Raw genomic sequence first — 14,108 nt, 5'->3', positions numbered from 1 at the left:
GCAGATGGAAACGCTGACCTGGCCGTGTCCGCGACGATTCACCGTCGCGGACACGGCCGGATTCTGCGCGTTCAGAACCAGCGACGGACTTCACCGGCGCCATTGACGTTCTCGACGCAGCGGCCGCAAAGCTCGGGATCGTCGGCATGACTGCCGACGTCGGACCGATAGTGCCAACAGCGCACGCACTTGGCCGCATCGCTCGGCCTGGCCGCGACCCAGGCGTCGAGTCCTTCGACGCGCACGGCATCGGCCGGCTTGGCGGCCGCGTCGGCAAGCTCCAACTGCGAGGTGATGAACAGGAAGCGCAGCTCGTCGGCGACCTCGGCATGGCGTTCGCGCAGCGAGGCATCGGCATGCAGGGTGACCTCGGCCTGCAGCGAGGCGCCGATGGTGCCGGCGGCGCGCTTGCCTTCGAGCACCTTGGACGCGGTCGTGCGCATGGCCAGCAGCTCGTTCCAGGATTTGCGCTGCTCGGCCGAACCCTGCAGCGCAACGAGGCCGTCGTACCAGGTCTCGAACAGCACCGATTCGCCCCGCGCGCCGGGCAGCAACGGCCATATCTCCTCAGCGGTGAAGCTCGTGATCGGCGCCAGCCAGCGCACCAGTGCCTCGAGGATGTGGAACATCGCGGTTTGCGCGCTGCGCCGGCCGCGGCTGTCGGTCGGCATCGTGTACAGGCGATCCTTGGTGATGTCGAGGTACAGCGAGCCCATCTCGTTGGTGCAGAAGTTCTGCACGCGCTGGACGATTTCGGGGAAATCGTAGCGCTCGTAGGCGGCGATCACGGCGGTCTGCACGTCATGCGCCTGCTGCACGGCCCACTGGTCGAGCAGCAGGCATTCACCGACCGGTACGAGATGCTTCGCCGGGTCGAAACCGTCCAGATTGCCGAGCAGGAAGCGCGCGGTGTTGCGGATGCGCCGATAGGCATCGGATACGCGCTTGAGGATCTCGTCGGAGACGGTCATCTCGTTGCGGTAGTCGGTCGAGGCGACCCACAGGCGCAGTACGTCGGCACCGAGCGAATCGACGACCTTCTGTGGCGCGACCACGTTGCCGAGCGACTTGGACATCTTGCGGCCGTTCTGGTCGACCGCGAAGCCGTGGGTCAGCACCTCGTTGTACGGCGCGGGGCCGTGCATCGCCGAGGAGGTCAGCAGCGAGGAATGGAACCAGCCGCGATGCTGGTCGGAACCTTCGAGATACATGACCTTGTCGCCGGCCTTCGGCGCCAGTTCGGGACGCTGGTCGATCACGGTGAAATGGGTGACCCCCGAATCAAACCAGACATCGAGCACGTCGGTGACCTTTTCGTAGCGATCGGCCTCGTCGCCGAGCAGCTCGCGCGTATCGAGGGCGAACCAGGCGTCGATGCCGTCCTTTTCGACACGCTGCGCGACCTGCTCGAACAATTCTCCGCTGCGCGGGTGCGGCAACTGGGTGGCCTTGTCGACGAACAGGGCGATCGGCACACCCCAGGTACGCTGGCGCGAGATGCACCAGTCGGGGCGCCCGGCAATCATGCCGGTGATGCGCTCCTCGCCCCAGGACGGGATCCAGCGCACGTCCTTGATCGCCTTCAGCGCGGTCGCCCGCAGCCCTCCCTTCTCCATGCTGATGAACCACTGCGGCGTGGCCCGGAATGCCACTGGCGTCTTGTGCCGCCAGCAGTGCGGGTAGCTGTGTTCGAACTTCGCGTGGGCCAGCAGATGGCCGTTTTCACGCAGCAGTTCGGCAATCGTATCGTTGGCCTTCCAGATGAACTGGCCTTCGACCACGGGCGTACCGGGCAGGTAGACGCCGTTGCCGCCGATCGGATTGAGCTCGGCGGCTCTGTACTTGTCGACCAGACCGTAGACCGTGGAAACCGCAAAGTCCTCGACACCATGGCCAGGCGCGGTGTGCACGGCGCCGGTACCGTCTTCGGCGGTGACGTGGTCGCCGAGCAGGAGCGGGATTTCGCGCTCGTAGAACGGGTGACGCAGCATGGTCGAGCCCCTCTCCCCCCGGGAGAGGGGTTGGGGTGAGGGCGCGGCAGCCGATGAAATGTCCGTGCCGCCCGTACCCTCATCCGGCCTGCGGCCCCCTTCTCCGACAGGGAGAAGGGATGGCAGCGCGGAGCCTTTGGCCCGCCCGAGCACGCTCACGGAATCAACGCCGTAGCGCGCCAACGCCCTTTCGGCGAGCGCCTCGGCAATGACGAGCAGCTGGCGCCGTCCGTTGCGCGCCGGCCCCTCGACCAGCACGTATTCGAGGTCCGGCCCCAGCGACACGGCCAGGCTGGCCGGCAACGTCCACGGCGTGGTTGTCCAGATCGGCACGGCGACGATCGTGTCGTCGTCGACTTCGATCCCGAACTTTGCCGCCAGCGCCTTCGGATCGATCGCGTCGTAGGCGACATCGACCGCCGGCGAGACCTTGTCGGCATATTCGATCTCGGCCTCGGCCAGCGCCGAGCCGCAGTCGAAGCACCAGTGCACGGGCTTGAAGCCGCGCGTGACGTGGCCATTGGCATAGATCTTCGCCAGGGCGCGCAGCATGTCGGCTTCGAATTTCGCGTCCATGGTGCGGTACGGATGGTCCCAGTCGCCGAGCACGCCGAGGCGCTTGAAGTCGGCGCGCTGCAAGTCGATCTGCTTCGTCGCGTATTCGCGGCACTTCTGGCGGAATTCGGCAGCATCGAGCTTCTGCCCGACCTTGCCGAATTCCTTCTCGACGGCGATCTCGATCGGCAGGCCGTGGCAGTCCCAGCCCGGCACATAGGGCGAGCGGAAGCCGGCCAGCAGCTTCGACTTGACGACGATGTCCTTGAGCACCTTGTTGACCGCGTGGCCGATGTGGATCACGCCATTGGCATAAGGCGGGCCGTCGTGCAGGACGAATGCGTGCGGGCGCGCCGCCGTGCGTTCCTGGATTTCCTCGTAGCGCCGCTTCGCATACCAGTCGGCGAGAATCGCCGGTTCGCGCGCCGCCAGGTTCGCCTTCATCGCGAAGTCGGTCTTCGGCAGGTTGATCGTGCTCTTGTAGTCCTTGCTCACGCGGTCGCTCCGGCGCTGGTTCGGGTGCGACCGCCTTCGGCAGTCGCTGGTTGGGATCGATCGGATCCGGACAGGGCCAGGATGGCACGCGCCTCGGCCGCATCGATATTCATCCGTTCGACCATCGCATCGAGATCGTCGAACTTCTCCTCGTCGCGCAGCTTGGCGACGAATTCGACATCGAGGCGCCTGCCATAGAGGTCATCATCGAAATCGAACAGGTGGGCCTCGAGCAAGGGCTCGGTTCCGTTGACCGTCGGGCGCACGCCGAGGCTGGCCACGCCCGGCAACGCGAACGGCTCGACGCCATGCACGCGCACGGCAAAGATGCCGGTGATCGGTGAAGTGCGCCGACCGAGCCGGATATTGGCGGTCGGAAAGCCGAGTTTGCGGCCCAGCTGCTGTCCGCGCACCACATGGCCGCCGATCATGAAGCGCCGCCCGAGCATGTGCTCGGCGGCATCGAAGTCGCCGCAGCCGAGCAATTCGCGGATCGCGCTGCTGCGTACGCGCGCCTGGTCGATGGTGAACTCGGCAAACACTTCGGCGCGGAATCCCAGGCGTTCGCCCATGGCCTGCAACAGGTCCACGTCGCCGCGCCGGGCGTGCCCAAAGCGGAAATCGGCGCCGACCCAGACCTCCCGGACCGCAAGCCGTCCGACCAGCACCTGCTCGACGAAGGCCTCGGCCTGCATCGATGCCAGCGCGGCGTTGAAGCGCATCAGCAGCAGACGATCCATGCCGGCGGCGCGGACCTGCTGGATCTTGCCGCGCACGTTGTCGAGCCGCGGCACCGGGGTCGAGCGGGCGAAGTATTCGCGCGGAATCGGCTCGAAGCTGATCGCGGCCGCCTCGAGGCCCAGCGCTTCGGCGCGCTCGCGCACACGCGCCAGCAGCGCGCGATGGCCGCGGTGGACGCCATCGAAAGCACCGATACAGACAACACTGCCTCGCGGCGCCAGACAGGCGCCCAGGCTATCGCGACAAAGCCGGAACATCGGTCCAGTATAGCGGCTGGCCCGGTCCAACGCCGAAGCGGCAACGCGGGGCCGACCGTCACCGCCCGCGCCAGCCATCGCCCCCGCCGGAACGTCCCCTTCGACACGCTCAGGACAGGCTTCAGACGCTACGCTCTTCGCCAGTGCTGGCAAAAGCATCGCGCCTGAAGGCGCTCCTACGATGGCATTCGCCAGCCAGCGCGAACCTGCATCCACAAGCGGTCCCCGCCTGTTCCGTAGGAGCGCCTTCAGGCGCGAAGCCTTTTTGCACACCGGCACCGCGACCACGGCGTCGGTTTCGGCGCGGATCATTGCCAGGGAGGCTCTCAACAAGTCGCACCTAGGGCGCTCGCAAGTTGCGCAAGCGAAAGCCAGAAGCGAACAGGGCGACCACGAAGGCAAACCCGCCCGCGGCAATCAATCCGCCAAGACGCAGGACCCGCGATGCAACGTGCAGGTCATCCCAGTCTGGCCAAAGTGCCAGCCCGGCCCAGAGCACGGCGACCATGACCAGGCAGGCGCCCGCGAGGCGCGCCCAATGCGCTATCCATCCCGGCTCGGCCGCGAACACGCCATCGCGGCGCAGGGCCCGCCAGAGCAGGCCCAGATTCACATAGCTCGCGCTCGCGCTGGCCAGGGCCAGGCCCATGTGCAGGCCCGGCACGGTCGACAGACGCGACCACCACGAAGCCGCCGCGGTTTCCGGAACCTGCCAGAGAACCAGCAGCAGGCCGATGAACAGGACATTGAGCAGCATGCTCGCGACCATCGCGATGATGCCGGCGCGTACTGGCGTCTTCGTGTCCTGGCGGGCATAGAAGGCCGGCGCGACCACCTTGACCAGGGCGAAGGCCGGCAGGCCGAGGGCCAGCGCCGACAGCGACAGCGAGGCCATCTCGACGTCGCGGGCGGTGAAGGCGCCGTGCTGGAACAAGGTGAACAGGATCGGCTTGGCCAGCAGGACGAGGGCCAGCATGGCTGGGACGGCGATCAGCAGGGTCGTGCGCAGGCCCCAGTCGAGCGCCTTCGAGAAGCCCTCGCGGTCGGTCGAGACGTGGTGACGGGACAGGGTCGGCAGGATCACCGTGCCCAGGGCGACGCCGAAGATGCCGAGCGGAAACTCGAGCAGGCGGTCGCTCTGGGCCAGCCAGGTCTGCGAGCCGGTGATCAGGAACGAGGCGATCAGGGTATCGAGCAGCAGGTTGATCTGGGCCACCGAGGAACCGAACAGGGTCGGCACCATCAGGCGCAGGATCCGGCGCACGCCTTCATGGCGCCAGCCCCAGCGCGGCAGGGTCAGCAGGTCGAGTCTGCGCAGGGCCGGGAACTGGACCACGAGCTGGAGGATGCCGGCGGCCAGGATCGCCCAGCCCAGCGCCATGATCGGCACCTCGAGCAAGGGCGCAAGCCACAGCGCGCCGGCGATCAGGCAGATGTTGAGGATGACCGGGGTCAGCGCGGGAAGCGCGAACTTGTTGAAACTGTTGAGGATTCCGCCCGCGAGCGCGGTCAGCGACACGAACAGCAGGAACGGAAAGGTCAGGCGCAACAGGTCGGTGGTCAGGGCAAATTTGAGCGGTTCGTCGATCGAGCCGGGCGCGAATCCGCGCGTCACCCAGGCCGCGCCGAGGACGCCGAGCGCGGTCACCACGAGCAGGATCAGGCCCAGGGTACCTGCGGTGCGCGACACCAGTTCCTTCAGTTCGGCATGCGAACGGGTTTCCTTGAACTCGGTCATGACCGGCACGAAAGCCACCGAGAACGAGCCCTCGGCGAACAGGCGACGCATGAAGTTCGGAATGCGGAAGGCCACCCAGAACGCATCCGTGGTCGCGTTGGCGCCGAACGCCCAGGCGATGGCCATTTCGCGGACCAGGCCGAGGATGCGCGAAACGAAGGTGCCGCCGCTGAAGGTCAGCATCGAGCGAAGCATGCCCGGCGGCTTCACTGCAGCCACCGTTTGACTCTGACCGGCTGCATCGGCATAATTCCGCCCCTTTTTCCGCCCCCCGCTTTTGGAGTTTTACCTTGGCCAACATCAAGTCCGCGAAGAAGCGTGCGCGCCAGTCCGAAAAGGCTCGCCAGCGCAACGTCAGCGCCCGTTCCATGGTCCGCACTGCGATCAAGAAAGTGATCAAGGCGATTGACGCGAAGGACAAGGCTGGCGCCGAAGCTGCCTTCAAGAGCGCCACGCCGATCGTCGATCGTTACGCCGCCCGTGGCCTGATCCACAAGAACAAGGCAGCCCGCCACAAGAGCCGCCTGAATGCGAGCATCCGCGCGCTGGGCTGAGCCCTTCGCCGCTGCTTGACGCAGAAAGCCGGCGCAAGCCGGCTTTTTTGTTTGGCTGACCCGCGGGGCGCGCCGCCTGCGATGGCTGACGCTGGCTACCGATGACCCGACGCGCACGGCCGGTTTGCTTGCTTCCGGCACGTTTCAGCCCTGACCGGTCGCAGCCGCAGCCTCGGCGGCATCTCGACGCTGCTCGTCGAAGAAGCGCTGGATATCGAGGCAGATCGGCCAGGTGTTCTCGCGCGCGATTGCGGACACCAGGTACCACGGCCCCGTCCACTTGAGCTTCCTGACGATCGCCTTGGCGACTTTCTCGCGCTCGTCGGCCGCGATCAGGTCGATCTTGTTGAAGACCAGCCAGCGTTCGCGCTTGAGCAACTCGGGATCGAAGCCCTTGAGCTCGTTCTCGATGACGCGGATCTGCTCGACTGGATCAGTCTCGCCATCCATTGGCGCGATATCGACCATGTGCAGCAGCAGGCGCGTGCGCGCGACGTGCTTCAGAAACTGCACGCCGAGCCCGGCACCGTCGGCTGCGCCCTCGATCAGGCCCGGGATGTCGGCGATCACGAAGCTCTTGTCGGTCTCGATGCGCACCACGCCGAGATGCGGTTGCAGGGTCGTGAACGGATAGTCGGCCACTTTCGGCGTCGCCGCCGACACGGCCCGGATGAAGGTCGATTTGCCGGCATTCGGGAAGCCGAGCATGCCGACGTCAGCCAGCACCTTGAGCTCGAGGCGCAGTTCGCGCTCTTCGCCCGGCGTGCCCTGGGTGGCCTTGCGCGGCGAGCGATTGGTCGAACTCTTGAAATGGATGTTGCCCTGGCCGCCGCGCCCGCCCTGGGCAACCAGCAGGCGCTGGCCGTGTTCGGTCAGGTCGCCGATCTGCTCGTCGGTCTCGACGTTCGAAACCACGGTGCCGACCGGAACGCGGATGGTCGTATCGCTGCCACCCTTGCCGGCCATCTGGCGGCTCATGCCATTTTCGCCGCGCTCGGCACGGAACATGCGCTGGTGGCGGAAATCGACCAGGGTATTGAGGCCCTCGTCGGCGACCAGCCAGACGCTGCCGCCTTCGGCCCCGTCGCCGCCGTCCGGGCCGCCGAACGGGATGAATTTCTCGCGCCGGAAACTGACGCAGCCGTTGCCGCCGTTGCCGGCTTGAACGCGAATGGTGGCTTCGTCGACGAATTGCATGGCTAGGGCCGGGAATGGGGAATGGGGAATGGGGAGCGGAGAGAAATATCGGGATTCGGGATTGGGGATTCGGAAAAGCGTACAGCAAACAGCGCGCGCTTCCGTAGGAGCGGCTTCAGCCGCGATGCCTCTCCAATCTGGACATCACGTGCAGGAGCATCGCGGCTGAAGCCGCTCCTACACCGGATTGAATGGGCAAATGAAAAGCCCCGCACAGGGCGGGGCTCTGTCACGACGCGGGCAAAACGATGTCAGTGGGTCGCGGTGGGGACCACGCTGACCGTCTTGCGCTTGTCGGCGCCCTTGGTCTTGAACTCGACCACGCCGTCGACGATCGCGAAGATCGTGTGGTCACGGCCCAGGCCGACGCCGGTACCCGGACGGAAGCGGGTGCCGCGCTGGCGGATGATGATGTTGCCGGCATTGCATGCCTGGCCGCCATACAACTTCACACCGAGGTATTTCGGATTCGAGTCGCGACCGTTGCGGGTTGAACCGCCTGCTTTCTTGTGTGCCATGACTTACTCCTTGGTCGCCTTCTTCTTGGCCGAGCCGGCGTTGATGCCGGTGATTTCGATCTCGGTGTAGTGCTGCCGGTGGCCCTGCTGCTTCATGTGGTGCTTGCGGCGGCGGAACTTGATGATGCGGATCTTGTCGGCACGGCCATGCGACTTGATCTTCGCGCCAACGGTGGCGCCATCGACGTGCGGGGCGCCAATGCTGACCCCTTCGCCGGAGCCGACCATCAGCACCTGGTCGAAATCGACCGTGCTGTCGACGTCGCCGACCAGCTTTTCGACGCGCAGGGTTTCACCCTGGGCGACCCGGTACTGCTTACCGGATATGAGAACGACTGCGTACATGCTTGATTTGCCTATGTAGTTATTCTGGAAGCGGCCTCCGATCCCGCCTGGACAGGGCCAAGGTCGGAAAAGGGGCGCGCGATGTTAGCGGCTTGGCCGCTCCAGGTCAAACCCGGCGGCACACCCCCGGCTCCCTGAAACGGCTCGCAGGGACCGCATTCGACCTGTAATGCGCATTTGCTACACTGCGCCGTTCCGCCCGTTCGGGCATGCGTTAACGGAAAATGAGCGAGGAACCCCCCAGTAGCAACGCACAGCGTTCGTGGTTTGGACGCCTGACCCACGCGTTATCCGGCGAAGTCAGCAGTCGCGAGGAACTGATCGAGGAACTGCGTCTCGCCCAGGCCAACGGCCTGCTGTCGAACGATACCCTTTCCATGATCGAAGGCGCGATCAAGGTCACCGACCTGACCGTCGGCGACATCATGGTGCCGCGCTCGGAAATGGTCTCGATCGCCGCCGATTCGAGCTTCGAGTCGGTGCTCGACCTCGTCATCGAATCCGGCCATTCGCGCTTTCCCGTGCATGGCGCGGATCGCGACGAGATCATCGGCATCCTGCTGGCCAAGGACTTGCTGCGCTGTTTCGCCGAGAAAGGCGCCAACGACATCCGCCCGCTGCTGCGCCCGGTCGCCCTGATTCCCGAAGCCAAGCGCCTGAACATCCTGCTCAAGGAATTCCGCCTCTCGCACCACCACATGGCCATTGTTGTCGACGAATACGGCGGCGTCGGCGGCCTCGTCACGATCGAGGACGTGCTCGAGCAGATCGTCGGCGACATCGACGACGAACACGACGAGGAAGAGACCCCCAACCTGATCCAGCCGCAGACCGATGGGCGCTTCCTGGTCAATGCGATGACCTCGATCGACCATTTCAACGATCGTTTCGAGTCGCGCTTTCCGGTCGAGGACTACGACACCATCGGCGCCATGCTCACGGCCGAGTTCGGCCACGTCCCGCAACCGGGCGAGGAAATCAAGCTGGCCGGCTTCCTGTTCCGCGTGACCAAGGGCGACAGCCGGCGCGTGCAGCAATTCGCCGTCCGGATCCAGGAAGCATGAGGGCCCGACGCTGGCGCTGCGGGCCGCGTGCGTTGCTGCTCTGGCTGGCTCTTGTCGTCGCCTTCGGCTGCGGCGCAAGTCCGGTCTGGGCTGATGGCGAACCGGCGGCGACTCTTCAAGTCAGCCTGCTCACCTTCGGCCCCGGCGACATCTACTGGGAACGCTTCGGCCACAATGCCATCGTCATCCGCGATCCGGCCAGCGGCACAGCGATCAGCTACAACTACGGCATCTTCGATTTCGAGGAAGCAGACTTCTTCCTCAATTTCCTGCGCGGGCGCATGAGCTACCAGATCGCCGCCGAGGATGCCGACGACGACATCGCCTACTACATTTCGACAGGCCGCTCGGTGGTGGAGCAGAGACTGCGCTTCACCGCGGTACAGGCGCGGGCTTTGCAGGACTATCTTGAAACCAACCTGCGCCCGGAAAACCGCCACTACCGCTACGACTACTTCACCTCGAACTGTTCGACCAAGGTCCGCGACGCCCTCGACCACGTCCTCGGCGGCACTTTGCGCCTGCAGATGACCTCGCCCTCGCGCGGGTTCACCTACCGCCTGCTGGCCGATGCGCTGACCCGCCCGGACCCGCTGCTGATGGGGGTGATCGATATCGGCCTCGGGCCTTATGCCGACCAGCGCCTGTCGTTCTGGAAGGACAGCTTCGTGCCGATGCAGCTGATGGCCCATTTGCGCGAGATGTCGACCACGGATGCCCAGGGCCAGCCGGTCCCGCTGGTGATCGGTGAACAGGTGCTGGCCGAATCGCGCTTGCCGCCCCCGCCGGTCCTGCCGCCGGATCTGCGCTGGCCATTTTTCGGCATTGGCCTTGGCTTTGCCGTCGCGCTCCTGCTGCTTGGCGCGCAACGCCGGCAGGCCTGGGCGCGGACCAGCCTGGCCGTCATCGCCAGCCTGTTTTCGCTGTTCTGCGGGACCTTCGGCCTGGTCATGCTCGGGCTCTGGTTCTTCACCGCGCACGAATCGGCCTGGCGCAACGAGAACCTGCTCGTCTTCAGCCCGCTCTGCCTGCTGCTCCTGCCGACCTGGTGGCGTTCGGCCCGCCGCGACTGGGCACCGTCGAAGACGGCGCTGCGTATTGCCGCAATCGTCGCCGTGCTCGCCGCGTTCGCCCTGTTCAGCAAGATCCTGTCGACCTTTCCGCAGGCCAATCTGCCGTGGATCCTGCTTCTGCTGCCGGCGCACCTGGTGCTGGCCCGCAACCTCCAGGTCCGACGCGCAATGAGCGACGCCGCCGTGGCCGGGAACGTCGAACGCGCCAGCCCCTGATCGCCCGCGGACCGATCGGCCGCCGCGGGCTCATGGGATTTCGCTGTCTACCGGAAGTGGCCAGCTGGCGAGGATGCGGTAGGCAGGCTCGCCCGAGATGCCGTGAGCGAGCGACAGCGTCCGTGCGCACCAGGCAATCGGTGCCGTCGGTTGCACCGCGTCGATCCGGTCGGCGCTGTAGAGCCAGGTCACGTGCGGCCGGAATGGGCGGGCAGCATCGTCCGCCACCCGCGTCGCCATCGCAACTTCAAGTCGGGCCGCCAGTTCCTTCAGCCGTGCCGCTCCGTCGCCCACACCGAATACACAGGGCGCCTTGCCGCGAGGCCGGGCAAAGCTGAAGGCGTGGTCGAGGACGAATGCGAGCGGCGCCGTCTCCGTCGCCGTCAAGGCGCCGACACCCCTCGCCCTGCCCTCGAGTTGCGCTTGCGCGGCGTCAAAGCGGCCGATGAAGTGCAGGGTCAGATGGAGCCGCGCGGGATCGACCAGGTGGCCCCGCAGCCGGCAGCGTTGCTGCACCGAAGCCGCTGCCCCGGCGATCCTGCCGCGCGTCGCCGCGTCCGGGAAAAGGGCAAAGAAGTACGTGTGCATCCTGCGTTCTCCCTATCGACCTGAACGGGGCCGGGCCGCGTGCGGATCGAATCCGCTGGCTTCAATGGCGGCCGCGCGCTACCCTCGCGCGCCTATGAATGAGCCAGTCAAGAACGATTTTACCCTCGCTCCCGACGACGGCGAGCGCCTGTCCAACCTGGTCGGTCCGTTCGACGAGCACCTGCGCCAGATCGAGATGCGTCTCGGCGTCGAGATCGCCAATCGCGGCAACGTATTCCGCGTGATCGGCGACGAGCGGCCGGTGCAACTGGCCAGCCGGGTCCTGCACCGGCTCTACGCGATGACCGAATCGGAGGTCCTGACCGCCGCGCAGATCAACCTGCACCTGCAGGAGTCCGGCATCGAGGCGATCGCCGAGGAGATGGCCGAGGGCGTGCAGGAAGTCAGCATCAAGGTCAAGCGCGGCACGATCAAGGGCCGCGGTCCGAACCAGGCGCGCTACCTGCATGCGATCGCCACGCACGACATCAACTTCGGCATCGGTCCGGCCGGTACCGGCAAGACCTACCTGGCCGTGGCCATGGCTGTCGACGCGCTCAACGACAACCGTGCGCAAAGACTGATCCTGGTGCGTCCTGCGGTCGAAGCCGGTGAGAAACTCGGCTTCCTGCCCGGCGACCTGACCCAGAAGGTCGATCCCTACCTGCGTCCGCTCTATGATGCGCTCTACGAAATGCTCGGCATCGAACGCGTGACCAAGCTCGTCGAGCGCAACGTCATCGAGATCGCCCCGCTCGCCTACATGCGCGGGCGCACGCTCAACGATTCCTTCGTGATCCTCGACGAGGCACAGAACACGACGATCGAGCAGATGAAGATGTTCCTGACCCGCATCGGCTTCGGCTCGGTCGCCGTGATCACCGGCGACGTCACCCAGACCGACCTGCCGCGCCACCTGAAGTCCGGGCTGCGCGACGCCACCGACGTATTGCGGAACGTGGATGGCATCAGCTTCACCTTCTTCAATTCCAAGGACGTCGTCCGCCACCCGCTCGTGCAGCGCATCGTGCGCGCCTACGAGGCGCGCGAGGACGATCTCGAAAAGTCCCGGGGCGACGGCTCGAAATGATCGCGTGGCGCGCGTTCATGGCCGGCATTCCCGGCGCTCTCGTCTCGGCAGTTGCACTTGCCCAGTCGCTGAGCGGGCCCGAAAGCATCGAGTACCACGCGCGCCTCGACCGCACGCTGATCAGCAACATCTACAACGGCGACATCCAGGTACGCAACGCGGCCGGCACGCTGGGTCTCTTCACCGCCGCGCCGACCGCGCCGTATGGCATCGAACTGCTCGCCGGCACGCTGTACGTAGTCGATTCGGGCCACGTCAAGGGCTATGACATCGACAGCGCCGCGCCGGTCATGGACCTGCCGCTCAGCGGTGCGGGATTCCTCAACGGCATCACCTCGAACGGCGTCGATACGCTGTACGTCAGCGATTTCAGCGCACATTCGATCTATTCGATCGATGTCTCCGATCCCGGCCTGCCGGTCCAGTCCGCGCCCGTGTCGACCGGCACGGAGACGCCGAACGGCCTCGCCTACGACGGGCGCGGCAATCGCCTGCTGATCGCCACGTGGGGCGGCAATGCCAAGGTTCTTGGCCTCGACCTGAGCCCGGGTGCGACTCCGGCCACCCTGATCGAGACCACGCTCGACAATCTCGATGGCATCGCCCTGGACTGCCATGGCGCCCTCATCGTATCGGCCTGGAGCGGCTGCACCTCGGGCGGCTGCCTGCGCCGTTTCAATCCGCCGTTCCAGCTGAATACGCCGGCCGTGGCGATCGTCGACGATCTCTCGAGTCCGGCCGACATCGACTACGACTGGGTCAGCGCCGAGATCGCCGTGCCGGAATCGGGCAGCGATTCGGTCAGTTTCCATGCCAGCGGCTGCGAGCCGGCCCTGTTTGCCAGCGATTTCGAGCGTTGAACCGGGCATGACCCTGACCCTGCACCTGTCGCGATCCGCTGGACTCCCTCGCAAGGGCATTCCGCTGCAGGCGAGCTTCGCCTGGTGGGCCGAGGCGGCCCTGCGCGCCGCGAACCGCCGCCGCGACAGCGAACTCTCGATCCGCATCGTCGATGCGCACGAGGGCCGCGAGCTCAATCGAGACTATCGCCGGCGAGACTACGCGACCAACGTGCTGTCGTTCCCGGCCGAACTGCCGGCGGGAATGAAACTCCCGCTGCTCGGCGACCTCGTCATCTGCGCCCCGGTCGTCACCCGCGAGGCCGCCGAGCAGGGCAAACGCCTGCGTGACCACTACGCGCACATGACTGTCCACGGCACCCTGCACCTGCTCGGTTACGACCACGAGAACGACAGCGATGCCGAACGCATGGAAGCGCTCGAGCGACGCGTTCTCGCAGGCATCGGGATTGCCGATCCCTATCGCAGCGCGTAAGCCGCGAGTGCAGGGCCAACTTGAATGGCCCGGGGAAATCGCTAAACGGGAAGGCTCGGGCCTCATAGAGGCCCACCCTGCGGACATCTCGAGCGTGTGGCGAGGGATGAATTGGGGGCCCGCCGGTGCCTATAGCGGGCCTCTGAACAAGTGACGCACTCGTCATGGCGTTCATAGGGTTCGCCAGGAATGCTGCTTGCCGAAGTGAAAGCTGGTTGCCTTGACGAGCCGCGCGGTGCGGCTGGCGGACCTTGTGAACACCACCTTTTGACTTCCAATCCAATCCGTTGGGCGACGCCTTCCTGCGCGCAGCTCTTCGTTGCACTGACTCGAAAGACGGCCAATCTGTCT

13 protein-coding genes are annotated in these 14,108 nt (G+C 65.8%); 6 read left to right on the top strand and 7 right to left on the bottom strand.

The genetic code is table 11. From position 1 onward, the window contains the following. Positions 1-71: 71 nt before the first annotated feature. The 3 genes from ileS to murJ all read right to left on the bottom strand — a co-directional run bounded on the left by ileS (position 72) and on the right by murJ (position 5,987). A complete protein-coding gene (gene ileS, locus BM125_RS07690) occupies positions 72-2,990 on the bottom strand; it encodes an isoleucine--tRNA ligase (RefSeq protein WP_342741291.1) in 2,919 nt (972 codons plus the stop codon). 47 nt (positions 2,991-3,037) lie between these two features. Beyond that, a complete protein-coding gene (locus BM125_RS07685; protein WP_092406601.1) occupies positions 3,038-4,039 on the bottom strand; it encodes a bifunctional riboflavin kinase/FAD synthetase in 1,002 nt (333 codons plus the stop codon). A gap of 340 nt (positions 4,040-4,379) precedes the next feature. Continuing rightward, positions 4,380-5,987, bottom strand: coding sequence for a murein biosynthesis integral membrane protein MurJ (murJ, locus tag BM125_RS07680; RefSeq protein ID WP_092406599.1), 1,608 nt, complete (start codon positions 5,985-5,987; stop codon positions 4,380-4,382). Between the two features lie 80 nt (positions 5,988-6,067). Between murJ and rpsT the strand changes: the two genes are divergently transcribed. Next, positions 6,068-6,331: a 30S ribosomal protein S20 gene (gene rpsT / locus BM125_RS07675; protein WP_092406597.1), complete on the top strand. Its 264-nt coding sequence runs from the start codon at positions 6,068-6,070 to the stop codon at positions 6,329-6,331. A 144-nt stretch (positions 6,332-6,475) separates the two neighbouring features. Here the strand turns inward: rpsT and cgtA are convergent, their stop codons facing one another. The 3 genes from cgtA to rplU all read right to left on the bottom strand — a co-directional run bounded on the left by cgtA (position 6,476) and on the right by rplU (position 8,391). Then, positions 6,476-7,528, bottom strand: coding sequence for an Obg family GTPase CgtA (gene cgtA / locus BM125_RS07670; protein ID WP_092406595.1), 1,053 nt, complete (start codon positions 7,526-7,528; stop codon positions 6,476-6,478). A 251-nt stretch (positions 7,529-7,779) separates the two neighbouring features. Continuing rightward, the gene (gene rpmA / locus BM125_RS07665; RefSeq protein ID WP_092406593.1) at positions 7,780-8,046 is read right to left on the bottom strand and encodes a 50S ribosomal protein L27; all 267 of its coding nucleotides are present in this window, start codon (positions 8,044-8,046) and stop codon (positions 7,780-7,782) included. 3 nt (positions 8,047-8,049) lie between these two features. Further along, positions 8,050-8,391: a 50S ribosomal protein L21 gene (rplU, locus tag BM125_RS07660; RefSeq protein ID WP_092406591.1), complete on the bottom strand. Its 342-nt coding sequence runs from the start codon at positions 8,389-8,391 to the stop codon at positions 8,050-8,052. A gap of 224 nt (positions 8,392-8,615) precedes the next feature. On the opposite strand from rplU, the gene BM125_RS07655 reads away from it, so the two are divergent. After that, the gene (locus BM125_RS07655; RefSeq protein ID WP_092406589.1) at positions 8,616-9,455 is read left to right on the top strand and encodes a CorC family transporter; all 840 of its coding nucleotides are present in this window, start codon (positions 8,616-8,618) and stop codon (positions 9,453-9,455) included. After that, the gene (locus tag BM125_RS07650; protein WP_092406587.1) at positions 9,452-10,744 is read left to right on the top strand and encodes a lipoprotein N-acyltransferase Lnb domain-containing protein; all 1,293 of its coding nucleotides are present in this window, start codon (positions 9,452-9,454) and stop codon (positions 10,742-10,744) included. The genes BM125_RS07655 and BM125_RS07650 overlap by 4 nt, the downstream gene beginning before the upstream one ends. A gap of 30 nt (positions 10,745-10,774) precedes the next feature. Here BM125_RS07650 and BM125_RS07645 read toward each other — a convergent pair whose 3' ends face one another. Continuing rightward, complete coding sequence (locus tag BM125_RS07645; protein WP_092406585.1) at positions 10,775-11,332, bottom strand: 2'-5' RNA ligase family protein; 558 nt, start codon at positions 11,330-11,332, stop codon at positions 10,775-10,777. A gap of 94 nt (positions 11,333-11,426) precedes the next feature. On the opposite strand from BM125_RS07645, the gene BM125_RS07640 reads away from it, so the two are divergent. The 3 genes from BM125_RS07640 to ybeY are packed head-to-tail and all read left to right on the top strand — an operon-like array spanning position 11,427 to position 13,757. Continuing rightward, a complete protein-coding gene (locus BM125_RS07640) occupies positions 11,427-12,422 on the top strand; it encodes a PhoH family protein (protein ID WP_092406583.1) in 996 nt (331 codons plus the stop codon). Further along, positions 12,419-13,282 (top strand): SMP-30/gluconolactonase/LRE family protein, encoded by an 864-nt coding sequence (locus BM125_RS07635; protein ID WP_092406581.1) that lies wholly within the window; start codon positions 12,419-12,421, stop codon positions 13,280-13,282. Before BM125_RS07640 ends, BM125_RS07635 begins: the two co-directional genes overlap by 4 nt. A 7-nt stretch (positions 13,283-13,289) precedes the next feature. Beyond that, positions 13,290-13,757 (top strand): rRNA maturation RNase YbeY, encoded by a 468-nt coding sequence (gene ybeY / locus BM125_RS07630; protein ID WP_092406579.1) that lies wholly within the window; start codon positions 13,290-13,292, stop codon positions 13,755-13,757. Positions 13,758-14,108: the final 351 nt, after the last annotated feature.

Origin of the sequence: Dokdonella immobilis, from assembly GCF_900115085.1 — a bacterium.
Lineage (GTDB): Bacteria > Pseudomonadota > Gammaproteobacteria > Xanthomonadales > Rhodanobacteraceae > Dokdonella > Dokdonella immobilis.
Note: the sequence above shows the minus strand (reverse complement) of the source record. Positions and strands in the feature narration are given on the sequence as shown.